Origin of the sequence: Halobacillus sp. K22 (assembly GCF_052246795.1) — a bacterium.
In the GTDB taxonomy this organism is placed as follows: domain Bacteria; phylum Bacillota; class Bacilli; order Bacillales; family Halobacillaceae; genus Halobacillus.
Map to the genome: position 1 here is coordinate 63,159 of NZ_JBQQCN010000012.1, position 22,979 is coordinate 86,137.

At 43.3% G+C, this 22,979-nt stretch carries 18 protein-coding genes and 2 tRNA genes; 4 read left to right on the plus strand and 16 right to left on the minus strand.

Going from position 1 to position 22,979, the window contains the following annotated elements; translation table 11 throughout:
* Window positions 1–62: 62 nt before the first annotated feature.
* From ACTWPM_RS10540 to ACTWPM_RS10575, 8 genes are all read right to left on the minus strand, one after another.
* Window positions 63–857, minus strand: coding sequence for an MBL fold metallo-hydrolase (locus ACTWPM_RS10540; protein ID WP_443133003.1), 795 nt, complete (start codon window positions 855–857; stop codon window positions 63–65).
* On the minus strand, window positions 854–1,807 hold the full coding sequence (locus ACTWPM_RS10545; RefSeq protein ID WP_443133004.1) for a two-component system regulatory protein YycI: 954 nt from the start codon (window positions 1,805–1,807) through the stop codon (window positions 854–856). Before ACTWPM_RS10545 ends, ACTWPM_RS10540 begins: the two co-directional genes overlap by 4 nt.
* A gap of 17 nt (window positions 1,808–1,824) precedes the next feature.
* A complete protein-coding gene (locus ACTWPM_RS10550) occupies window positions 1,825–3,174 on the minus strand; it encodes a YycH family regulatory protein (RefSeq protein WP_443133005.1) in 1,350 nt (449 codons plus the stop codon).
* On the minus strand, window positions 3,171–5,006 hold the full coding sequence (gene walK / locus ACTWPM_RS10555; protein ID WP_443133006.1) for a cell wall metabolism sensor histidine kinase WalK: 1,836 nt from the start codon (window positions 5,004–5,006) through the stop codon (window positions 3,171–3,173). The genes ACTWPM_RS10550 and walK overlap by 4 nt, the downstream gene beginning before the upstream one ends.
* A 7-nt stretch (window positions 5,007–5,013) precedes the next feature.
* A complete protein-coding gene (gene yycF, locus ACTWPM_RS10560) occupies window positions 5,014–5,718 on the minus strand; it encodes a response regulator YycF (RefSeq protein WP_443123162.1) in 705 nt (234 codons plus the stop codon).
* Window positions 5,719–6,382: 664 nt separating this feature from the next.
* Complete coding sequence (locus ACTWPM_RS10565) at window positions 6,383–7,693, minus strand: peptidoglycan DD-metalloendopeptidase family protein (protein ID WP_443133007.1); 1,311 nt, start codon at window positions 7,691–7,693, stop codon at window positions 6,383–6,385.
* A gap of 312 nt (window positions 7,694–8,005) precedes the next feature.
* Window positions 8,006–8,078 (minus strand) — tRNA-Phe (locus ACTWPM_RS10570).
* 199 nt (window positions 8,079–8,277) lie between these two features.
* Window positions 8,278–8,354: transfer RNA gene (locus ACTWPM_RS10575), tRNA-Asp, on the minus strand.
* A 155-nt stretch (window positions 8,355–8,509) separates the two neighbouring features.
* Between ACTWPM_RS10575 and ACTWPM_RS10580 the strand changes: the two genes are divergently transcribed.
* Window positions 8,510–8,992 carry a hypothetical protein gene (locus ACTWPM_RS10580; RefSeq protein WP_443133008.1) on the plus strand — a complete coding sequence of 161 codons (483 nt, stop codon included), beginning with the start codon at window positions 8,510–8,512 and terminating at the stop codon, window positions 8,990–8,992.
* Between the two features lie 35 nt (window positions 8,993–9,027).
* Here ACTWPM_RS10580 and ACTWPM_RS10585 read toward each other — a convergent pair whose 3' ends face one another.
* Entirely contained in the window at window positions 9,028–9,582 is a 555-nt protein-coding gene (locus tag ACTWPM_RS10585) for a TIGR00730 family Rossman fold protein (protein ID WP_443133009.1), read from the minus strand.
* A gap of 75 nt (window positions 9,583–9,657) precedes the next feature.
* Window positions 9,658–10,947 carry an adenylosuccinate synthase gene (locus ACTWPM_RS10590; protein ID WP_443133010.1) on the minus strand — a complete coding sequence of 430 codons (1,290 nt, stop codon included), beginning with the start codon at window positions 10,945–10,947 and terminating at the stop codon, window positions 9,658–9,660.
* 231 nt (window positions 10,948–11,178) lie between these two features.
* Between ACTWPM_RS10590 and ACTWPM_RS10595 the strand changes: the two genes are divergently transcribed.
* Complete coding sequence (locus tag ACTWPM_RS10595) at window positions 11,179–11,958, plus strand: DeoR/GlpR family DNA-binding transcription regulator (protein ID WP_443133011.1); 780 nt, start codon at window positions 11,179–11,181, stop codon at window positions 11,956–11,958.
* Window positions 11,949–12,803 carry a Cof-type HAD-IIB family hydrolase gene (locus ACTWPM_RS10600; protein WP_443133012.1) on the plus strand — a complete coding sequence of 285 codons (855 nt, stop codon included), beginning with the start codon at window positions 11,949–11,951 and terminating at the stop codon, window positions 12,801–12,803. Before ACTWPM_RS10595 ends, ACTWPM_RS10600 begins: the two co-directional genes overlap by 10 nt.
* A 125-nt stretch (window positions 12,804–12,928) precedes the next feature.
* Here ACTWPM_RS10600 and dnaB read toward each other — a convergent pair whose 3' ends face one another.
* The 4 genes from dnaB to ACTWPM_RS10620 form a co-directional block, all read right to left on the minus strand.
* A complete protein-coding gene (dnaB, locus tag ACTWPM_RS10605; RefSeq protein WP_014645346.1) occupies window positions 12,929–14,290 on the minus strand; it encodes a replicative DNA helicase in 1,362 nt (453 codons plus the stop codon).
* Window positions 14,291–14,429: 139 nt separating this feature from the next.
* On the minus strand, window positions 14,430–14,876 hold the full coding sequence (gene rplI, locus ACTWPM_RS10610) for a 50S ribosomal protein L9 (RefSeq protein ID WP_443133013.1): 447 nt from the start codon (window positions 14,874–14,876) through the stop codon (window positions 14,430–14,432).
* On the minus strand, window positions 14,873–16,846 hold the full coding sequence (locus ACTWPM_RS10615; RefSeq protein ID WP_443133014.1) for a DHH family phosphoesterase: 1,974 nt from the start codon (window positions 16,844–16,846) through the stop codon (window positions 14,873–14,875). The genes rplI and ACTWPM_RS10615 overlap by 4 nt, the downstream gene beginning before the upstream one ends.
* A gap of 33 nt (window positions 16,847–16,879) precedes the next feature.
* Entirely contained in the window at window positions 16,880–17,824 is a 945-nt protein-coding gene (locus ACTWPM_RS10620) for a YybS family protein (RefSeq protein ID WP_443133015.1), read from the minus strand.
* 168 nt (window positions 17,825–17,992) lie between these two features.
* On the opposite strand from ACTWPM_RS10620, the gene ACTWPM_RS10625 reads away from it, so the two are divergent.
* On the plus strand, window positions 17,993–18,808 hold the full coding sequence (locus tag ACTWPM_RS10625; RefSeq protein WP_443133016.1) for a histidinol-phosphatase: 816 nt from the start codon (window positions 17,993–17,995) through the stop codon (window positions 18,806–18,808).
* A gap of 732 nt (window positions 18,809–19,540) precedes the next feature.
* On the opposite strand, the gene ACTWPM_RS10630 is transcribed toward ACTWPM_RS10625, so the two are convergent.
* Both ACTWPM_RS10630 and ACTWPM_RS10635 read right to left on the minus strand, forming a co-directional pair.
* On the minus strand, window positions 19,541–21,058 hold the full coding sequence (locus ACTWPM_RS10630; protein WP_443133017.1) for an AbgT family transporter: 1,518 nt from the start codon (window positions 21,056–21,058) through the stop codon (window positions 19,541–19,543).
* Between the two features lie 169 nt (window positions 21,059–21,227).
* On the minus strand, window positions 21,228–22,796 hold the full coding sequence (locus ACTWPM_RS10635) for a phytoene desaturase family protein (RefSeq protein WP_443133018.1): 1,569 nt from the start codon (window positions 22,794–22,796) through the stop codon (window positions 21,228–21,230).
* Window positions 22,797–22,979: the final 183 nt, after the last annotated feature.

Sequence of the window (22,979 nt, forward strand, 5' to 3'; positions counted from 1 at the left end):
TCTTCGCTCGTTTATGGATCTACTCACGTATTCTTTCCTGTTTTACCAAAAATAAAACGCAGCTATACCTCATAAATAGGTGTCGCTTGTTTAGGATCCGTATCATGAAGCTCAAGGTTAGAGCCAATGTGGAATCCCCGTTCATCCAAAATGTTTCGCACGGACATCCGCGCCAGGTCCTTCATATTATTATCAAGACTCAAGTGTGCCAGATAGATGCGCTGCGTGCGGTCCGTCAGAATATCCGTTAAGGCAAGAGCGCAGTCTTCGTTCGAGACGTGGCCGGAGTCTCCTAATATACGACGTTTCACATTCCAAGGATATCTCCCCATGCGGAGCATACTCACATCGTGGTTGGACTCAAAAATATAAGCGTCGGCATCTTCTACCGTTTTTTTGATTCTTTCCGATACATAACCTAAATCCGTGACAAGAGCTACTTTTTTGCCATCCTGATGAAACGTGAAAAACATAGGATCCGCCGCATCGTGCGAGACCGCAAACGATTCTATATCGAGCTTGCCGAATGTCTTCGTTTCTTCCATATTGAAATGAAATTTCTGGTCTAACGACAGTTTACCAATATGCCCTTCCATGGCGTGCCACGTTTTCTCATTCGCATAGACGGGCAGATTATAGCGTCTCGCCATGATCCCAAGCCCCTTTATATGGTCGCTATGCTCATGCGTAACTAAAATCCTGGATAAGTCATTAGGATCAATATTCACTTGCTGCAATAAACCTTCGATACGCTTCCCGCTTAATCCTGCATCGACTAAAATCTTTTCTTCCCCAGATTCTATATAAAAAGCATTACCTGTACTGCCTGAAGCTAGTACACTCATACGTAAAGTCATTCATTAGACACTCCATTGTTTGTTTCTTCGTCGCTACTTTCATTATCCACAAGAGGCAAGGAAGTTTCTCCCTCATTACCTACATTTAAGTCAAAAGAGCTCTTTACTCTTTGAATAAAGTCGGACTCATCGTTATCAATAATGGCTCCCGTTATTGCAAAGACAAACAGATTTTCTTCTCCATTTACCGTTACTTTCCACGTTGGAGCGAATACTTGAGGGCCATTTTCCTCTCCCGGCACTAAATTAATACTATTGTAGTAACCAATTTCCATGCTGGTCACCTCATCACCAGCAGTCAATTGGTCTTCGTCCATCAATTTCTGAATAATTTTACGCGGTTGAATCAACTGAGGATCCTGAATCGTGGAAGGTGTGTCCTCTTCCTCTGTATCCGCAAAAGACAATAGAGTTGCCACATAGTTTGTTATTTCTCCGTCTTTAACCTCAAGCATTAAGAAGCCTCTGGTATTAAAGAAGATCGTACGATCATTCTTTTTCTGGAAAAACAACAATACACCTTCCTCTTCGTTCCAATTCCACAGCTCGTACTGATTGCTGAAAGGAACGATGTTGTTCACTTGATTCTCTATATTTTCCTCGTCTATTTCCACCGGTTCATTCAGTTCTCCTTTTAAAACCATATCTTCCTGTACAACCACACTCTGCTGATCTCCCTCTCTCAAATTTTGAATTTGGGAAAGGACTCCTTCTGAGAATTCCCCTCCAGATGTCATCGTTTGAGGGACGGAAGGGGTTTCTGAAGGGATATTATCCCAGGAAACGGTAATCTCATTATTCTCAAGCTCCGTTTCAAAGTCTTCCTCATTAGCCGTAGCTATAGGACCAATTTCTGAAGTCTGCTGCTTTTCCAGAAACTGTTGAAGCAGAAAAAGATCCAGGATCAAAAAGCTAATAATGAATAGAACTTTAATCTGTCCCCATTGCATAATTACCCGCCCCCTTCCTAGGATATTTCTTCATTTTGAGACATCTCTTCCATTTCCAAAGGGCTCCAGCTGCCAGAAATTTTGATAAACCATCTAGGAAAAAGGGAGTAAGCAAGATTTGGGCGTTGTTCCTTTAACTGATAGCCTATTTTCAAGCCTTCTATTTCTTCGATGTCATATTGATCAGATTCATTAAGGAATTCCCTGACTTCTACTCCTGAAACAAGCTCATCCGAAGCTGTATTATCATAGGGATAGCGTTCAAAACTGACTAGTGGACGGAGGTACTCCTGAATAGAATCTTGTTCATATTTGATAGACATAATTTCTATATCCGTATCGCTTGAAAGAATAGGCAGCCCATTGAAATGCATCCGATAAGTAGCTTCTTCCATAGTCGAAGAAATGCTATCCAGATAAAACGTATTGGTCCAGCCCACATGGTTATTAACATCACTTAAACTTCTCGTTAGTAACTCATACTCAAACATTGGACTTGGGTTAGCGCGGTTCGGGATCATGTACTCATATCTTAGTCTCGTTTCATTATCCAGAACATCCAATCTTCGGTCTGTCGTAGCCAGACGGCGATGTCCAGAGATCGTTGAAGACGAGACCACAGCATTGGCTGGGAAAAGGTCATTTTGGATCGGAACGAGCGGAATCGGGGTGGTCTGTAACACTTCTTCTGGATAAGTAGTGCGATCTTCAGGAAGATAAACATTGTTTTCGATTTCTGAATTATCCAGGAGAGAGATCGAACCATCCAATGCAATCTGCTCAATTAAGTCATCCTTGTCATCCAATTCATCAAATAATCGGCTGCCGTCATCTTCATCAATATTAGCCTGAAGCTTGGCTGGCGCCGCATCATCCGTTGTGTCTACAGCCAGTACCTCATAATAAGAAGAGTTACTATCATGACTGTGTACAAAGAACAGTCGGTTAAATCCTTCGGTCTCCGAAAGCTCACCTGAGTTTACCGTAAAGATGTTTTCCAGTACTTTTAAAGGAAGCTCTTCAGGGAAAATAGCTTCCACAACACGATTATTCTCAAAGTTAGGCTGCTCTGGAGTGTTATCCACATTCAATAGTTCCCACTGCTTCATCCTGTCGTACATATCCGATTTTTCCTGGGGCTCCTTGTAGGCATAGGAAGCTCCGATTTCATGAAAGACGAACTGCTCCGGCTCCACCAGGCTTACCAAATCGTTTTCTTCTCCATCTAATTCAGTCGTATCGATCACTTCTTCTCCCTCTTCCACCACTTCACCGCTCGGTTGATAGTTCCATAAAGCGACAGATAACAATAGACTTAAAGCAATCAATATCACCAAAATCACGGACTTCAATGATTCAATGTTCATGAATTTCCCCTCCGCTTCTGACTCATTAACGGAAGTGTAAAGTGTACCGAGGTCCCTTTACCCTCTCTGCTCTCTGCCCATATTTTGCCGTGATGGGCTTCAATCATTTCCCGGGCAATAGCGAGGCCAAGACCGGTGCCGCCCATTTCTCTGGCTCGTGATTTATCTACACGGTAAAATCGATCAAAGATTTTATCGACTGTATCTGCCGGCATTCCGATACCTTGGTCGGTCACACTCACTCGCAGCTGTTTTCTCGTAGAGTACGCATCAAAGCGAATTGTACCGCCTTCAGGCGAATATTTCACAGCGTTGGAAATAACGTTATCCAACACTTGTGTTAATTTGTCTTTGTCCATCCAGACGTACATATTTTTCTTAGGAAGGTTCCTTTCGAATGTCAAATTCTCATCTTTATTCATCTCGAATCGATCAATGATCTGACTAAAAAAGCCGACAAATTCGACTCGATCCTTCATCAAAGTGGTTTCCTTATGGTCCATCTTCGTTAATTGCAGCAAATCATTGACTAAGCGAATCATACGGTCGGTTTCGTTTTGGGTAACGTCAAGGAACCTTGGAGCAATCTCCGGATCCTGCCATGCTCCATCATATAATGCCTCAATGTAGCTCCGCATCGTCGTCAGCGGTGTACGCAACTCGTGGGAAACATTAGACACGAATTCCCGGCGTTCCTGCTCTACCTTCTCCTGTTCGGTAACGTCACTAATCACCGAAATAAACCCATCCATTTCTTCATTCTCGTCCTCAACAGCCGAGAAATTCGCTTTAATTAGTAAGTGTTTGTCTTCACTGCTGAGGTCAATGATCATCGATCCTGCTTCTTCCACTTCCGAGATATCCTCCATTTGATCACTCAGATCGAGTACATCAATTAAAGACTGGCCCTGGACTTCTTCAAACGTCTGACCGATCAGCCTCGAGGCTGGAGCATTCATTAAAATAATCGCTCCTATTCGGTCTGTCGCAATGACACCATCCGACATATTCGACAAAACGGAACTTAATTTCCGACGCTCCCCTTCCGTTGTCGCCTGGGCTAACTTCAGCTTATCGTTCAGGTCGTTAAACGTAAGACCAAGCTGTCCAATTTCGTCATTACCTTTCACATCCACTTTTTGAGAGAAATCACCGGTAGCCATAATCTGAGCCTGCTTTTTCATCTCAGTTAAGGGCTTGGTAATCGTTCGGGCCACCAGGATGCCTAGCAGAGCCGTCACCGTTATAGCAAGAAGGGTTCCTTTGGCAAATATACTGTTAATGGACTGCATTTGCTCGTAGATGCTATTCATGCGAGCTTGATAATGGAGTACCCCTACAATTTCCCCGGCTTCATTTGTAATGGGTTTTTCTCCTACATACAAGCGGTTGTTTGTCCCCTCCTCCTGTACGGTCCGCGGATCTGTGTCCCCCAGAATAAACACTTTGGTGATCCTTGAATCTGTTACTTTTTTCCCGACGTTTTCTCGTTCATCACTGTCGCTGTCGAACGAGGCAATAATATTCGGTCCTGACTTTTCAATCACTTGTAATTTTTTGATATCGGAACCATTGAATTCATTGATCAGCCCCTCTACATCGGCCTGTAAAGTGGGATCACCTTCGCTTCTTTCTGCCTCAAACGCATTTTGGAGACTATACGTGAGTGTATTTAAGCGGTCTTCAATCGAATTTGTGAAGTTTTCTGTCAGATTAGTATCCAGCCTATCAACAAAATAGGCACCAATTACTTGGATGCCTAATAGTAGAAGCAGAATATAAACGAGAATCAGCTTCAGTCTGACGGACTGAAAAAAACCTACTTTCTTCATGAAAACATTACTCCTGCTCTGGATTTCTTAAATAATAACCAACTCCGCGTCTGGTAACGATCCAGACAGGATTACTTGGATTTTCTTCGATCTTCTCGCGCAGTCGTCGCACGGTAACGTCTACGGTTCTTACGTCTCCATAATAGTCGTAGCCCCAGACGGTCTCCAGCAAATGCTCACGCGTCATTACCTGTCCGATATGACGGGCTAAGTAATGTAGTAATTCAAATTCACGGTGCGTCAGTTCAATGTAAGAGCCGTCCCGCGTTACTGTATAAGCATCTGGATGAATGGATAATCTTCCTATCGTTATGTCTTTAGGCTGCTGGGAGCTGTCTTCCGGCTCCTGCTGCTGACGACGCAAGTTAGCTTTTACTCTGGCAATCAGCTCGCGATTACTGAATGGTTTGGTCACGTAATCGTCGGCACCCATTTCAAGTCCTAATACTTTATCTATTTCAGCGTCTTTAGCTGTCAGCATAATAATCGGCATATTATGATTTTTACGTACTTCACGACAGACTTCGTTTCCGTCTTTATTCGGAAGCATAATATCTAATAAGATTAAGTCAGGATCTTCTTCGTCTGCTTTTTGAATGGCTTCATCACCATCATAAGCACACACAACTTCATATCCTTCTTTCTCCAAATTGAATTTTAATATATCTGCAATCGGCTTTTCATCGTCTACAACTAAGATCTTCAGTGCCATACACCGTCACATCCCTTTCCTCGACTTCTATATACCTTCTATCATTTTAACTTATTTATGGAAAAATGTCTTTTTCTAATAAAAAGTTATGGCAAATGCATTCAGAAAAAATAAATTATTTCTACAGAAAAACCGCTATGGCAACGATCCATAGCGGTTTCTAACTAAAATATTCGATTAAATATTCTTGTTGATTTTTCAAAAAAGCTTACTGCACAATAGAGCCGGATTATGAAGACTCAGTTTCGAGATAAACGTGGTCCGTTACTTAAAAGGTAGAAGGTTGGCGGGGAAATAACGGACCCTGCCAGAAGAGAGAATGCTCTCCTTTTTAACTGGTATTAAATGCTTCTGGCTATTACACATCGTTATAGCATGAAAAATCCTCATGTCCCCATGATCTTTTAGTTCATCAAGAAGATATCTTAAGTGGTTTCGAGTTGCTGATTTGGCAAAGTCCGGAGGGGGACGATGTAGACTCCTGCGGGATGAACATGATCGGTGAGATCCCGCAGGGCTGTTAAGCCCGAGGAAGCTCAGCACATGCCCGCGGAAAGCGAAATCTTCCCCCGCAGGACCTTCCGCTCCACCAATATTTCGAAATCAAGTCTTCCAGTATCGGGAGCTTTTCTTTAATATCCCCACAAAAATATAAAAGCGATCATTAGAAAAAGGAGGCTGGATTTTCGAGATTTCCATTTTTGTGAATCTCAAAATGCAGATGGATACCTGTAGAGTTGCCAGTCGTCCCCATCATGCCAAGTTTATTTCCTTTTCGGACGGTTTCTCCAGCCTCCACATCAATCGTATCGAGATGAGCATAAATCGTTTGATATCCGTTATTATGATCGATCACTACTTTATTACCAAATCCAGACTGATATTCAGCCGTAACGACTTCTCCGTTATCAGCAGCCTTGATCGTCCGATCATCCACTCCCGCAATATCAATCCCTTTATGATACCTTCCCCATCTTTCACCCACATGGCTGGTAATCGTTCCGCCGACTGCAGGCCAGGCGAAAGTACCAGTGCCGCGAGAAGGGATCGTTTTCGTCCCTTTAAGTATGACTTCCTCAACAGGCTCTTCCACCACTTCTTCTTTTACGGTTTCTTTCGTCTCCACGGTGCCATTCTTTTTGGTAATCAATGTATGAATTTCTTTTGTTCCTTCGCTGCCTTCTTGTTCCGTTTCCGTCTCCCCTTTTAATAAATCGTTGGTCTTTACAACCTTTCGGGAGGGTTCAATGGTTTCTTCCTGAACCTCTTTTTCTTTAACCACTACTTCGGTCAGGGGTTCGGCAGGTCCCTGTCCAACCGGTACATTTCCCACTTGGACTTCATTACGAGCTTCCACAACAGCCCCTTCTTTCGCCTTTTGCACGGCTTGTGAAACAGAAGAGAGTTGGGAAGGGTGTACCTTCGAGCTCTCTCCTTTAATGTCATGGCTTAGCTCAACCGACATGACTGTGGGCCCCTCTTCATCATTCTCTATATGTTTACCTTTGGTATCTTTGGTTTCTAATTGAGCAAGAGCTTCTTCTTCCACATAACTTTCTTTTAACCTTTGCTTAACTTCCTCTACTTCCGCATCGGGAGATAGATGAGCGACCGTGCGATCATCGATGGTTACTTTAACGGATTCACCGTAAATAGAAGTCGATTTATCTAATTGCTCCAGGACCTTAGCTTTATTGGTATCAGCAGATAGATTTGTTTCTGGTTTAAATGTAATATCCTCATCCAATTTAAGATTCTGTCCGTTGTACGTGGTTTCTGCTCTATGGATACGATCTTCAATAAACGATTGTATGTCTTCCTTTTTTTCTACGGTCCCGATCGCTTCTTCATCTACGTACACCTTATACACCGTATTCAGGTTCTTCTCTGCATAAGCAGTCCCCGCAGTTAAGCTTAATACCAGTACTCCTGTAAAAGCGGCCTTTTTCATAATCGCCTTTCTATCTTTCTTCATTTCTTTTCCCCCTGCGAATCTATTTATCTATTTTTTATTATTATTAGTTATATTTTCACTTAATAAACCTATCATATGAAAATTATTAATAAAATAGGGGAGAAAAAATGTAATATTAATATCATATACTTACCAAAACAAGGTATTAATGCTAATATTTTCGCCTTTAACATGCCCGAAAACACTATAAAATATACAACTATTCTGGTATTTTTCTTTAACTATATGAAAAAATTAGTAATATAAGAAAGAATTGAATAATTTGATTCTACAAAAAAAGCCTGCGAGTTTATCGCAGACTTTTACAGAGAGTGGCTCGGGACGGAATCGAACCGCCGACACACGGATTTTCAGTCCGTTGCTCTACCGACTGAGCTACCGAGCCGTAATATAAAGTTTTCTTCTTTGTTCACTCAACCCAGCTAATTTTCGACATTTACACTAGCGACTGAACCACAGTTTTCCTTATTCATTCGCAGTTGAACGATTTTCAGCACGTTCATTAAGTAAAAAAGCATTTATTTGTCAAAAACTATTCACGTTCATTCGTTAAATTTCTAACGATCCACGTGTTATAATAGCAATGGCGGTCCGGACGGGACTCGAACCCGCGACCTCCTGCGTGACAGGCAGGCATTCTAACCAACTGAACTACCGGACCATGATGGCTTTCTTACTGCGACGTTTAACATCATATCACATGCATATACCGGGCGCAATACTATTTTTTCTTACGGGCTGAATTTTGCTTTTCATATCACCCACGGGAATACACATATACTTTTATAAAACTACTTTATAGGAAGGAGGGATCCCTTGAAGAAAATTCTACGCTCTATTTCTTTTGTACTTATAATTTTAATAATTGGACTGCTCGGCTACTTAAAAATGAACCCGCCCCTCACGCAGGGTTCGATTGGAACGACTAGCGACAAGTTATCGGTGATTGTCGCCCTTGGAAACAAGAATCTATTAGGAGACATCCATATTACCGATGTTTCGATCAATGCAAATGAAGCTCCCTCAAAAGTTCGCATGCAGGTCAGTAACTCTACTAAAGGATTTATTATTACAGATACCTATCAGCCTTATGAAGAAGAATACGGAATGCAAGACTACGAGACGATTACACTCGAACCCAAAAGTGCTCCGATTCCATTCTCCAAGCAGGCAAAAGCTGATTCTGAAACCCCTGAAAGGATCTATGGTTTGAGCATAACAGAGAATACTCCTATTGAACGGATTAACGTGACCTATCGTTACCTGGGGCTTTCATTTGTGAAAACAATAAATGTGTAAAAAAACAGACCAACGCTAGCGGCTGGTCTGTTTTTTTATTGATTCCTCGAATCGTAGTTGTTCATCATATCTAATAGTCCATAGGGGTCAGCGGAATCTACAATGATGCTCCGATTCGTTTCAGGGACAAATCCTGCCTCAATGGCATGCTCAATTAATCGTTTCAAAGGCGTATAATACCCCTCAATATTAAATAAAGCCACAGGCTTCTGGTGCAGTCCTATCTGAGCCCAGCTCACGGTCTCAAACAGCTCTTCAAATGTTCCAAATCCACCAGGGAGGGCGATGTAACCATCAGCAAGTTCGCTCATCTTCGCTTTTCGTTCATGCATCGTATTCACTTCAATAAAGTCGCTGAGTTCCGTGTGGGCAATTTCACGGTCAAATAACTCAGTAGGCATGACTCCTGTTACCTTTCCTCCCTGCTCGAGTATGCTGTCTGCAAGCACCCCCATTAAACCGCTTTTAGCTCCGCCATATACCAGCTCAATATTTTTTTCAGCAAATGCTTTCCCGAGTTTCTTGGCTCCTTCGGCATACGCTGGATTGTGACCCGCACTTGAGCCCGCAAATACACATATTTGTTTCACGTGAAACACTCTCCTTCTCTTCTTATCCTAAGCAAAATACGCCTGACTTAGCCAAGTCAGGCGTTATAACTTAATTTATTCGCTGTAAACACTTCGTACAATATTGGTCTGGTTACGATCCGGTCCTACAGAAAATACGGAAAGCGGGATGCCCGTCAGCTGTGAAACCCGTTCGATGTAATTGCGTGCATTAACCGGAAGATCACTCAATGTTTTGGCACCGGTAATATCTTCTGTCCAGCCCGGCATTTCTTCATACACCGGTTCACATTCAGCCAGCACTTTCAAACTAGCCGGAAATTCTTCCATAATTTCACCTTTGTATTTATAAGCCGTACAAATTTTCAACGTCTCAATTCCTGTTAATACGTCCACAGAATTAAGAGAAAGGTCTGTAATTCCGCTCACGCGGCGGGCGTGGCGGACTACTACACTGTCAAACCAGCCGACACGGCGGGGTCTTCCTGTCGTAGTGCCGTATTCTTTCCCTTCTTCACGAATCTGGTCACCAATTTCATTATCCAGTTCGGTTGGAAAAGGACCGTCTCCTACACGTGTCGTATACGCTTTAGACACACCAACCACATGCTTAATTTTAGACGGGCCGACACCGGAACCAATGGTCACTCCGCCGGCAATTGGGTTGGAAGAGGTAACGAAAGGATAGGTACCCTGGTCAATATCAAGCATAACCCCTTGAGCGCCTTCGAATAGCACACGGCGTCCTTCGTCCAGGTTGTTATTCAAAACAACGGAGGTATCGCAGACATATTCTGCAATTTGCTGGCCATAATCGTAGTATTCTTCGAGAATATCCTCGACAGTGAACGGTTTAGTTTCATAAACTTTTTCAAACAAACGATTTTTCTCTTCCAGATTCTGTTCCAGCTTTTCCTGAAAGCTTTCTTTATCCATCAGATCAGCTATACGTATGCCCATACGTGCGGCTTTGTCCATATAGGCTGGCCCGATTCCTTTTTTCGTGGTACCAATTTTATTCGCACCCTTTTGCTCTTCCTGCAGAGCATCAAGCTCCAAGTGGTAAGGAAGGATGACGTGAGCACGGTTGCTGATTCGAAGGTTCTCTGTAGATACTCCTTTATCATGTAAGTATTTCAGTTCCTCGAGCAACGCTTTAGGATCAATGACCATGCCATTTCCAAGTACACACGTTTTATCATTAAAAAAGATTCCAGAAGGTATTAAATGCAATTTATAAGTAACGCCATCAAATTTAATCGTATGGCCCGCGTTGTTTCCACCTTGATAACGTGCAACAACCTCGGCATTTTGTGATAGAAAATCGGTAATCTTGCCTTTTCCTTCGTCTCCCCATTGGGTTCCGACTACAACTACTGACGACATAAGGCACCTCCGCCAAAAATTTGTTTTATATTATTTCCACCGTCAGTTTACCAATGATATCCTTGCAAGTCAACGCAATTTCCGAACAATAAGTCAAATATTACAATTAATAGTTCGGTTATCACACATCGCATTTCATTATAATTGCTTACATTTACTTATATAGATTGAAATATTATCCTCACTGACTTATGATGACTTATATAATGAATGCAGGGAGGGAGGGAATCGATGTATCAAGAAGAACGATTGGTTGAAATCGTGGATTACATAAACGAACACCGTCGGATCTCCGTGGATCAAATCTGTGAACTATTTCATGTTTCCAGAGACACCGCAAGACGAGACCTTGTAAAATTAGAAAATAAAAGAGCGATTGTCCGAACCAGAGGGGGAGCGATCTCCCCTGAAACCGACCCAGAGATCAGAAATTATCGTCATCGTCTTCACACCGTATCGGCTGAAAAAAGAGAAATTGGAAAGCGTGCCGCTGCTCTCCTGCAAGAAGGTGAAACCGTCATTCTTGATACTTCGACAACTGTTCAGGCCTGTGCGGATCAAATAGAAGACACAGAGATCACAGTGATCACGAACTCCATCCACCAGGCTGAAATTCTATCAAATAAAGATCATGTTAGAATTCATCTTCTTGGCGGACAACTGCATAAAGAACACGGTTTTCTGTATGGAACCTCTACCATCGACAAACTGAACCAATATCATGTAAATAAAGCCTTTATAGGTGTGGTAGGGGTCTCAGAGCAAGGGTTAACCATCGGTCATGAAGAAGATGGCATGGTTAAGCGCAAGATGATGGAACAAGCCAAGCGGGTGATTGTACTTGCTGACCACACTAAGATCGGAGTCACGGAATTCTTCCAGTTCGCCACCTTAGGAGATATTGATGTCATTATTACGGATCGCATGCCGGACCGTAAATTTCAGGAGCTGCTTGAAATCAATCAAGTGGACTTACTTGTAACAGAGGAGGAGAAAGACATATGGAGTTAATTGCGATTGATTTAGACGGAACCCTTTTAAACAGCAGCCACACAATTAGCCAGGAGAATATAGATGCTATAAAGCATGCCCAGCAAAAAGGGGTAGAAGTAGTGGTCGCTACCGGACGAGCGGAATTCGATGTTCGACAAGTATTCGCCCATACAGGTCTCGCCACCTGGGTCATTGGTGCAAATGGAGCTACCATTCACCGGCCGAACGGCACCCTGTTCAATTCCGTACCTATTGAAGAAAAAGATGCAGAAACCATTTTAAAGTGGCTGGAACAAGAAAAATTTTATTATGAAGTATTCAGTGATTCTTCCATATTAACCCCTCAAAATGGTCGCCATCTATTACAAATAGAAATGGATCGTATCAAGAGTTCTAATCCTGATGCTGATTTAGAAGAGCTGGAACAAGCACTGGAGAAACAATTCAGTCAGACCGGTTTTTATCATATCGATTCCTATAAAGATATTACGGAGTCGGGATCCCCCATCTATAATATACTCGCCTTCTCATTTGAACAGGAAAAGCTGGACAAAGGCTGGCGCACGTTTGAATCAAATCCCGATCTTACTCTTGTCAGTTCAGCCAATCATAACTTTGAATTCGAGCATAAAGATGCTTCCAAAGGCCTCGCACTCCAAAAGCTGGCTGACCATTTAGGTATTCCCATCAGCGAAACCGCCGCTATCGGAGACAGTCCGAATGACCTTTCCATGCTTCATACGGCCGGCCATAGTGCAGCCATGGAAAATGCGAAAGATATAGTAAAAGAAGCCAGTGATTTTACAACCTCCCATAATGACCAACACGGAGTAGCCGAAGCCATCTATCATTGGCTGAGCTAAAGATTCCCAATATATGGATGACCTGAGGTGACAATATTATCCATAAATAAATATGGATAGACAGAAAACACCCCCGGCATGAACTGTTGATCAGCTTATGCCGGGGGTGTTTATGCCTCCTATGATTAGGCCGGAGGAATGTCCGCTTCACTATAGCGATGGTCCAAATCTACGAACTTGTTATACTCCTTCACAAAGGCAAGTTCGACGTTACCAACAGGGCCATTCCTTTGTTTGGATATAATAATTTCGATAATGTTCTGGTTCTCAGATTCCTGATCGTAATAATCATCACGATATAAGAAACCCACAATATCGGCATCCTGCTCGATTGAGCCTGATTCACGCAAGTCAGACATCATTGGACGCTTGTCCTGTCGGGATTCAACGCCACGTGAAAGCTGAGATAAGGCAATAAGAGGAACGTTAAGCTCACGCGCAAGCCCCTTCAAGGAACGTGAAATCTCCGAAACTTCCTGCTGTCGGTTTTCCTTGGAATTGGCGCTTCCCTGAATTAACTGAAGATAATCGATCAGGATCATACCAAGACCGTGTTCTTGCTTTAATCTACGACATTTGGAGCGAATTTCACTCACACGGATACCCGGTGTATCATCAATATAAATTCCGGCATTCGATAAACTCCCCATAGCCATGGTCAGCTTATTCCAGTCTTCCGCTTCCATATGACCCGTACGAAGCCGCTGAGCATCAATGTTTCCTTCTGCACACAGCATACGGGAAACGAGCTGATCTGCGCCCATCTCCAGACTGAAAATAGCAACATTCTCTTCTGTATGAACAGCCACATTCTGCGCAATATTCAAAGCAAAGGCGGTCTTACCCATGGAAGGACGGGCGGCGATGATAATCAAATCATTTCGCTGAAAACCGGAAGTAATATTGTCCAGGTCACGATAGCCCGTCGGAATTCCAGTTACCCCGCCTTCCTGATTGTGAAGCTGTTCGATATTATCATACACATCTATTAATACGTCTTTAATACTCTTAAAAGCACTGGAATTTTTCCTCTGGGACACTTCCAGAATGTCTTTTTCAGCCGAGTTCAGGACATCCTCTAAATCTTCTTCTTCCGAATAACCGGTCGTGACGATGTTCGTGGCTGTCCTGATTAAACTTCTTAACGTAGATTTCTCGCTGACAATCTTCGTATAGTACGTAATATTGGCTGCCGTGGGTACAGAATTAGCCACATCAGTGAGGTAGGAAACCCCTCCCACTTCTTCTAAGACTTTGTTATTGGATAAAGCTGAAGTTACCGTCACCAGATCAATCGGTTCGCCTTTATCAGCGAGCGTCATCATCACTTCAAAAATCCGTTGATGGCTGGCACGGTAAAAGTCTTCGGGCAGCAAATATTCTGAGGCAGTGGACATGGCTTCAGGCTCTAAAAAGACCGCACCCAGTACCGCCTGTTCAGCTTCAATATTATGGGGCGGCGTGCGATCATTCCATACTTCACTCACTAGCTGTTCCTCCTCTGGTTCAAACAAAATATAAGCACCCGAAACCTTTACTGCTTCACACATTTGTGCTGAGGGTTCAAAGGCCAGGTGCTCATAATAGATGCTTCATAAACGAAAGTTCAAGTCCAAGTCAGGTCGTTTATTTTTCTTCGATGTGAACACGGATCGTACCAGTGACTTCAGGGTGAAGTTTTACCGGCACATTCGTGTAACCAAGGTTACGGATAGGATCATCCAGTTCGATTTTTCGTTTGTCGATTTTAATATTATGAGCTTTCTTCAATTCTTCAGCAATCTGCTTGCTTGTAATGGAACCGAACAGACGACCATTATCGCCGGACTTAGCTGTTAAATTAACTTCCATATCTTTTAAGGTTTCTTTCAGCTTTTCTGCTTCATCGATTTCAGCCTGAGCTTTCTGCTCCTGCTTCGCATCGATCGCTTTTTGAGCCTGGACATTTCCTTTAGTAGCTTCGACCGCTAAGTTATTTTTAAGAAGATAGTTGCGGGCATAGCCATCAGATACGTCCTTGATTTCGCCTTTTTTCCCTTTTCCTTTAACATCTTGATTAAAAATTACCTTCATTCTGTGTCTCCCCCTTCAAAATATTCGTCAATTATATCTTGCAATAATGCTTTCGCATCTTCAATCGTTGTGTCTTCAAGCTGGGTAGCAGCATTGGTTAAATGACCGCCCCCATTCATTCGTTCCATAATAACCTGAACATTAATATCGCCTAGAGAACGGGCACTAATGCCAATACGTTTATCTTTACGCTCTGATATAACGAAGGATGAGGCCACACCACTCATGGTGAGAAGAGTATCGGCAGCTTGCGCAATAATGACGGGGCCATAGGTTTCCCCTTTATTACCGGTTGATATGGCTACTCCATCACGGTACACTTCCGCTCGCTCAATTAATTTACTTCTTCGGATATAAACGTCCAGGTCTTCTTTCATAAACTTCTGCACCTGAACCGTGTCGGCTCCTTTTGAACGCAGATACGAAGCAGCATCAAACGTTCGTGATCCGGTCCGGAGCGTGAAACTCTTGGTATCGACAATAATTCCCGCCAACAGAGCCGTGGATTCAAGCATTGAAAGCTTGAGTTTCTTAGGCTGGTATTCTAGCAATTCCGTCACTAGTTCCGCTGTCGAGGAAGCATACGGCTCCATATAGACAAGCGTAGGATCAGAGATGAATTCTTCTGCCCGGCGGTGGTGGTCAATCACAACCACGTGCTCCGTTTTTGATAATAATTTCTCTTCCATAACTAAGGAAGGCTTATGCGTATCTACCACTACGAGCAAGGTGTCATTTGTCACCATTTCCAGGGCATCTTCCGGCGCGATAAAGTATTGCCACAACTCTTCATCCTGTTCAATTTCTTCGATCATGCGCTGAACACCGGTATCAATATCATCCGGATCGAGGACAATCGCTGCTTTTTTATCGTTGGCCTGAGCAATTTTCAAGATTCCGATAGAAGCCCCTACCGAGTCCATATCCGGTGATTTGTGCCCCATAATCAGAACTTTTTCACTTTCCTGGACGAGTTCTTTCATGGCGTGGGAAATAACACGGGCTCGAACGCGCGTCCTTTTTTCCATAGGATTCGTCTTACCGCCATAGAACCGTACTTTTCCTGTATCATCCTTGATCGCGACCTGATCACCGCCACGGCCGAGAGCAAGGTCCAGGCTGGACTGAGACAGTTCTCCCAGTTCAGGCAGACTGATCGGACCAACACCAATACCGAAACTCAGCGTAAGAGGCACATTCTGGTCTGTAATCAGTTCCCGGACATCATCAAGTATTTCGAACTTGGCTTTTTCTAATTTCTTCAGGATTTCCTGGTTCATTACAGCCACAAAACGTTCTTGAGAGGTCCGCTTCAAATAGATGCCATAATCCCCAGCCCACCTATTTAAAATAGAAGTTACCTGGGAGTTGATATGACTCTTGGCCGTATCATCCATTCCCTGCGTAATTTCTTCATAATTATCCAGGAAGATAATAGCCAGAACGGTTTGTTCGTTTTTATAGAGATTATGAATCTCTGTTTGTTTCGTACGATCAAATAAATAAAGCAGTCGTTCATCTTTTTTAATAATCGTCTGAAGTTTATAATCACCCACAGTAATCCAAACTTCACTCTCATCTTCTTTTATAGGAGCTATCAACTGATCAGATAATTGCTTAAGAGATTTACCTACGATGGTGTCATCCTTAGAAAACCGATTCATATAAGGGTTAGCCCATTCAATTTTATAGTTTTCACTAAATAAAATAATACCGATAGGCATCTCAAGCAGCGCCTCTTCTCCTACTTTCTTCACTCGATAGGAAAGAGTCGAAATATATTCTTCCGTTTCGTTAATCATGTTCTGCTCAGTTCGGACACTGTAGAAGATCGAGGCTGCTAAGAACAGCGTCATCATCATCCCAAGCGTCCACTGATAATACCAAATAAATGCAAGCAGGACTAAGGAAATCACATAAATGATCCATAAGTGTCCGCTCATTGTTGGCTTTTTAAAAAAGTTAGGCATTCCATTCAGCTCCTACCATCATATACGAGCTCGTCATTTCTTTCTTTGTATCCGTTCTCTCAAGGAAAATCCTATATCAATTATACCTAAGATTCGCACAAGATACAGTAGTATTTGTGGAAGTAAAAGGCAAATAACTACAATTACCGCCGGTATGGTCTTTGACCACTTCTTTACTTCTGCATAGTAAAAGATAAAAGAGAACCCTTGCAGTACTAGAAGGCCGCCAGCTAACGTGAATACGTTGATCGCTCCTAAATAGAGCATTCCTTCTTCTTCCGTAGGAATATACGTCAAAATCAATGCAAAAAAGTAATACCACAAAACCGCGGTCGGCAGCTTGAACTCTTTAAAAGGTGGAAAGCGGAATTGCTTTTGCTCCACTCGATTAATCACCTTATACGCAAGCCACTGACTGACAAAAGCAAACACAATCCCTGTCATAACAAGGATGCTCGGAATAATATCCGGTAAAAATTCAACCAGCTCTTCTACCGCTCCTAATTGCTCCTCCGTATTCTCGCCTCCGAGCATATTAGAGAGCATATTATCTGTTCTGGCCAGAGCATCATTCAGACTGTTTCTGATCTGCTCCCCCCAGTTCACACCGAACAATAACTGAGAAGCCAGATAAATACCGGCTGTGCCGATACTGAAGCCGACTGACCCGGCAGCCCATGCCTCCAAGGAAGATTGTTTATTATGCAGAGCTCCGCCTAAGAAGACTCCACCCACCCCAGCTAATAAAGTGAACATCGAAAAAACCGGACCAAATAGCAGGGTAAACAATAAGGCAGCTATGAACATTAAAGCTCCTGATTTCCAATTATGCCGATAGCTGTAAAATATGAAAGGAACGGGAAGCGTAAATAACAGGACAGGTCCAAGCCAGATTGGCATGAAAATAATTACCAATAACAATAGCAGATAAACGCCTGTCATTAAAGCCCCTTCCGTAATTCTTTTTGTGTCATTCATTTCCAGAAACACCTCTATTTCTATCTTCCATCTACTAGCTTATCTATTTTAACATATATCGTTTTTCCTATTCTTCTCATACTTCTTATAGAAAGTGACGATTTTGGTAGAATAGCTTATTCTCTGATATGATTAAATGTAATATTGCGAATTTTAAGGAGGATGATCATGCGGACCGACTATCATGTACACATGGCTGAAACCGGCAACCTGGAGGTCGATTATTTAAAAACTTACATTGAAAAAGCAAAAGAAGAAGGAATACAGGAATTAGGCATCTCCGAACATGCCTACTTTTTTCAAGAAACAAGACCTATTCTGTCTAATCCATGGGTAGAAAACCGCAGAACACTCGATTTCAGTACTTATCAGAGTATGTTTGATGAGGCCGAAAAGCAAGGGCTGACGATCAAAATGGGCATCGAAATGGATTACATGCCTGGAAAAGAAAAAGAAATGGAAGCTTTTATTTCTGAGCACCCTTTTGACTACGTCATCGGTTCTGTACACTGGATTGATGAGTGGGGGATTGACCTTGCTACTTTCCGGGAGGAATACGAAAAACGGGATCTGTATGAAGTCTACCGCCAGTACTTCGACCGCGTCGTGACGCTTGCGGAATCCGGACTATTCGATTTTGTCGGTCATATTGATGTGATTAAAGTGTTTGGTTACCGTCCTGACGATCAGGAATTCCTGCGTGAACAGTATAAACGAGCAGCTGAAGCACTGGCTTCTACAGGTACATGCATTGAAATTAGTACAGCCGGGCTCAGAAAGCCGGTCGGGGAAATGTATCCGGATCCTGAACTGCTGCAAATTTGTAAAGATGCGGGTGTTGGAATCGTTCTCTGTTCCGATGCTCACAAACCGGACCATGTGGGTCACCGGTATGAAGAGGCAGTTGAGTTGGCTAAGTCGGCTGGATATGAGGAAGTCCATGTGTTTACGAACCGCGAGGCCTCCGTCCATCCTCTCAAATAAATAGGAATACAAAAAGGAGCCGGAGAACCGGCTCTTTTTTAGCAGGATTTATTGCCTTATTAACCACTGGTTAATATCGATGTTGTTTCTTTCAGATACGCTCCCGTTTGTGGAAGACTCAGTTTCGAGACATTGGAGGGGCGGAAGGTCCGGAGGGGGACGATTTCGCGTTCCGCGGGAATGCGCGGAGCCTCCTCAGGCTTCGCCTTCCGTGGTCTCCCCTGTCATTTTCATCCCGCAGGAGTCTACATCGTCCCCCTCCAGACCTTGCGATATATAGAGCTCGAAATCATGTTTGAAAAACTCTGGTTTATGATGGAGAGACATTTTTAACAACGAGCTTATCCAGTTGGATGAATCCCGTTGTATAGGCATTTGAGGATCAAGCTCCCCTTTTCGCCTATAGAAGGGTCCGTTCACTCTTCAATCATAGGGTTGCGAAGGAAACAAGGAGACTCCCGCGGGAGAAGGAGCTAGGCGAGACCCCACAGGGAGTGTCAACGACCGAGGAGGCTTGCCAGTTCCCCCGCAGGAAAGCGAGTTGTTTCTGTAGCCACCCTTATCTATTTTTGGCAACGGACCCAAGATATCTCTAAACTGAGTCGTCAACTAAACGGCCCGTTAGTTTAATAAGACTATTATGGAAATCACCCATCATAATTAAATGAGTCTATGAAAAAGCAGACTTCCTTCGTCAGGAAGTCTGCTTTCTTAGTTGTATAAATCGTCCTATTAATAACTGATAGGAGCTCCTGGTCCTACTGGAATACCGAGCAGTACCCAAACCAGCAGCATAACCAGCCAGGCTAATAGAAATGCGACGGAGTAAGGAATCATCATGGAAATTAACGTTCCAATACCAAGCTTCTTATCATAACGCTGGGCAAAGGCGATGATTACCGGGAAATAAAGAAGCAGCGGCGTAATCATGTTCGTCACCGAGTCGGCAATGCGGTACAGCAAAGTTGTAAACTCGGGAGAATAGCCAAGGTTCATCATAATCGGAACAAATACCGGGGCTAAGATGGTCCACTTGGCCGAAGAACTTCCAATAAAGAAGTTCACAACCATAGTCAGACCCAGGAACGTCAGGATGAGACCGATTCCGTCGAATCCAGTGGAATTTAAGAAATCCGCTCCTTTAAAAGCGATCACAGTTCCAAGGTTGGTTTCACGGAAATAAGCAATAAATTGACCGGCCGTGAAAGCCAGGGCAATATATCCACTCATACTGGCCATTGTTTTTCCTAACAGCTTCGTAAGATCCTTATCATTCTGAATTTCTTTTACTACAATTCCATAAATCAGACCTGGTACAAGGAATAATATGAAAATAACGAAAACCAGAGCATTAAAAAATGGTGAATCGATGTAAGCACCATCGCCGCGAAGCGGTCCGAACGACAGATAGACCATCAAGGCAAAAGTAATCAGGAACCCTAGACCTGCGAGGCGCATCCCCCTTTTTTCAAGAGAGGTAAGTTTCTCAATATCTCCATTTTCTCCGCCTTCATAGCGGCCTAGTCGAGGCTCGACAATCTTGTCTGTCACAAGCGTACCGACCACAGTCACTAAGAGAACAGAAACTGCTGCAAAGAAATAGTTCATCGTAACGGTAATCGTTTCCGCATAGGCAGGGTCAAGCGTGCGGGTTGCTTCAACGGTCAATTCCTGCAGTACAGCATCGGTTGAAGTGAGTGCCAGGTTGGCTCCAAATCCTCCCGATACACCAGCAAACGCAGCGGCCAGACCAGCCAATGGGTGGCGGCCTAATCCTAGAAAAAGCACGGCGCCAAGAGGTGGGAGGACCACATATCCGGCATTCACGGCGACACTGGACATGACACCGGCAAATACGAGCGCTGCCGTAAGCAAGCGATTAGGGAAAGAAAATACAATTCCTTTTAATGAAGAATTAATTAATCCGGTTTGTTCAGCCAATCCTATCCCAAGCATGGTAACAAGAACCGCTCCAAGCGGCGGGAATCCTATAAAGTTTTCAACGGCACTGTTAAAAATGTACTCCAGGCCGCTTAGGCTGAATAAATTTTTGACTTGAATGACTTCCTCTGTCGTAGGGTTCGTCACGGAAACAGAAGAAAATATACCCGATATAATAACTACAATAAGTGCTAATATTGCAAACAATAGAAGTGGAGACGGAAGCTTATTTCCGAGCCACTCAATGCCGTCTAATATTCGAAATAAAAATCTTCGAGGTGACGATGGGGTTGCTTTTTTCTCTGACATACACCAGACCTCCTTGTTAATGTTGATTATTTAGGTCGGAATTTAATTTAACAAGTCTTCCGTTGAAAGTCAAAGCATTGAAACTAATTTGTAAAAAGGATGTATATACAAGCGTTTTCAAGCGCCAAATGAAAAAAGCCCTGGAAGAAATTCTCCCAGGGCAGGCATTTTATAGTTTTTCAGCAAGCAGCCAGCCAGAGGTGCCGTTCAATCCACCACCAGGCCAAGTTGCAGCTCCTACCATATACAAGCGATCAATCGGTGTTTGATAGCGGGAATAACCTGGAGACGGACGGAATACGTAGTTTTGGAAGATGTGATGACTTCCGCTTACACTATCCCCTCCGACAAGATTAGGATTTTCTCCCTCAAGATCTGCGGGGGAAAGTACGGTTCTTTTTCGAATGGCGCGCTTACTATTATGGGTGTAGGCAGACAGTTTCTCTATAACCCGGTCCGCATAAGCCTCTTTTATGTTGGACCAGTCATCTGCTTCAATTTCATTCAGCGAATCTTTTTTCACGTGAGAAGGCAAGGCCCTCACTTGAATCCAGAGCGTTGATTTCCCTTCCGGAGAGCGGGTCTCGTCCATGACATCCGGCTGACCGACGATCAGCAGGGGACTGTCCGGGAGCTCTCCATTCATAGCCTGCGTATAAGTTCTTGCTAAGTCTTCCACATAAGGACCAATGTGGACGTAAGCAAATTCTGAGTATTTCTCTCCCGCTTTCCACTGAAGAGGCTCGTCCAGTGATAGATGAATCATCATCGTCGCCGGTCCATAGCGGTAATTTTCTGCTTGTTTTAGATAGTGATCCGGGATCTCGTTCACATTCAGCAGACGATTCACCATTTGGGTGGGCGTTACATTACCTATTACAGCTTTATCGGCTACTATTTCTTCTCCATCTTCCAGGACCACTCCATATGCCTGGCCGCTTTCGACAAGTACTCGCTCCACGGATGCTTCTGTCCTTATCTCACCCAGCCTAATTTCAAGCATTTTGACCATACTATCGATCATTTTCTGAATGCCGCCTTTGGAGAAAGTCATGCCATTCCGCTGATTTAAAATGGACTCGAGAAATGGAAAAACCGCTCCGTTGGATACATCAGGACCAAAATCTAAGTGAAGTCCCCACGGCGCCACCATTGCTTTCACTTTATCGTCTTCAAACCAGTGATCAACAAATTCACGGGGTGACTGCAGCAAGTGACTTCCAAGTTCCATCAATCCATTCAGTTTCAACTGCTTCATGGACTTTAACACATGCTTCCAGGCTTCATAGGAGGGAAGTTCCATCTGCATGAGAGGCATAAAATGCGGAGTGGTTTGATCATAATAATCGCTTAAATGTTTCCAGGCATACGTATCATCGGTCGAATGATAAGCCAGGCTTTTGAACATTTCCTTACGATTCTGGTAAGCTCCAATCCCTGTTTCATCTGGAAAAACGCTAGCGTAGGGCTTATCATTTACGACTGGTTCAAAACCAAAACGCTGCATTTCTTCTCCGTATTTCTGATAAAATTGCGATCCTAAAAATAAATTAATATTCATCGCATATAAATCATGAACATAGTCAGGCTCCGTTACTTCTCCAGACTTAGAAGCGCCCCCGGGTTTCGATGACTTTTCTAAGACCAGCACTTTCCACCCTTTTTCCGCCAGCTGGATGGCGGAGATTAGTCCATTATGTCCGGCTCCAATTACAACGGCATCATACTTTTTGGTCAATTCGTCTCCTCCTCTTCCTTATATGTAGAGAGTTCAGCTACTCTCCTGTTACCAAAAACAAGACGAATTAAACTTTTTCATGCTTCTATTGGACTAGGGGTCTGGTCTAATAAAGATCCTCTTAACTTTTTGAATTCATTCTTTGGGATAAGCTCCCGTTACTGGAAGACTCAGTTGCGAGAC

Bases quoted from the DNA above. Each gene is read 5' to 3' on its own strand.
- ACTWPM_RS10630 (WP_443133017.1), bottom strand. From the start codon at position 21,058: ATGTCAGAGAAAAAAGCAACCCCATCGTCACCTCGAAGATTTTTATTT.
- ACTWPM_RS10545 (WP_443133004.1), bottom strand. From the start codon at position 1,807: ATGCAATGGGGACAGATTAAAGTTCTATTCATTATTAGCTTTTTGATC.
- ACTWPM_RS10620 (WP_443133015.1), bottom strand. From the start codon at position 17,824: ATGAATGACACAAAAAGAATTACGGAAGGGGCTTTAATGACAGGCGTT.
- ACTWPM_RS10590 (WP_443133010.1), bottom strand. From the start codon at position 10,947: ATGTCGTCAGTAGTTGTAGTCGGAACCCAATGGGGAGACGAAGGAAAA.
- rplI (WP_443133013.1), bottom strand. From the start codon at position 14,876: ATGAAGGTAATTTTTAATCAAGATGTTAAAGGAAAAGGGAAAAAAGGC.
- ACTWPM_RS10565 (WP_443133007.1), bottom strand. From the start codon at position 7,693: ATGAAGAAAGATAGAAAGGCGATTATGAAAAAGGCCGCTTTTACAGGA.
- yycF (WP_443123162.1), bottom strand. From the start codon at position 5,718: ATGGCACTGAAGATCTTAGTTGTAGACGATGAAAAGCCGATTGCAGAT.
- ACTWPM_RS10540 (WP_443133003.1), bottom strand. From the start codon at position 857: ATGACTTTACGTATGAGTGTACTAGCTTCAGGCAGTACAGGTAATGCT.
- ACTWPM_RS10595 (WP_443133011.1), top strand. From the start codon at position 11,179: ATGTATCAAGAAGAACGATTGGTTGAAATCGTGGATTACATAAACGAA.
- ACTWPM_RS10600 (WP_443133012.1), top strand. From the start codon at position 11,949: ATGGAGTTAATTGCGATTGATTTAGACGGAACCCTTTTAAACAGCAGC.
- ACTWPM_RS10625 (WP_443133016.1), top strand. From the start codon at position 17,993: ATGCGGACCGACTATCATGTACACATGGCTGAAACCGGCAACCTGGAG.
- walK (WP_443133006.1), bottom strand. From the start codon at position 5,006: ATGAAGAAAGTAGGTTTTTTTCAGTCCGTCAGACTGAAGCTGATTCTC.
- ACTWPM_RS10550 (WP_443133005.1), bottom strand. From the start codon at position 3,174: ATGAACATTGAATCATTGAAGTCCGTGATTTTGGTGATATTGATTGCT.
- ACTWPM_RS10615 (WP_443133014.1), bottom strand. From the start codon at position 16,846: ATGCCTAACTTTTTTAAAAAGCCAACAATGAGCGGACACTTATGGATC.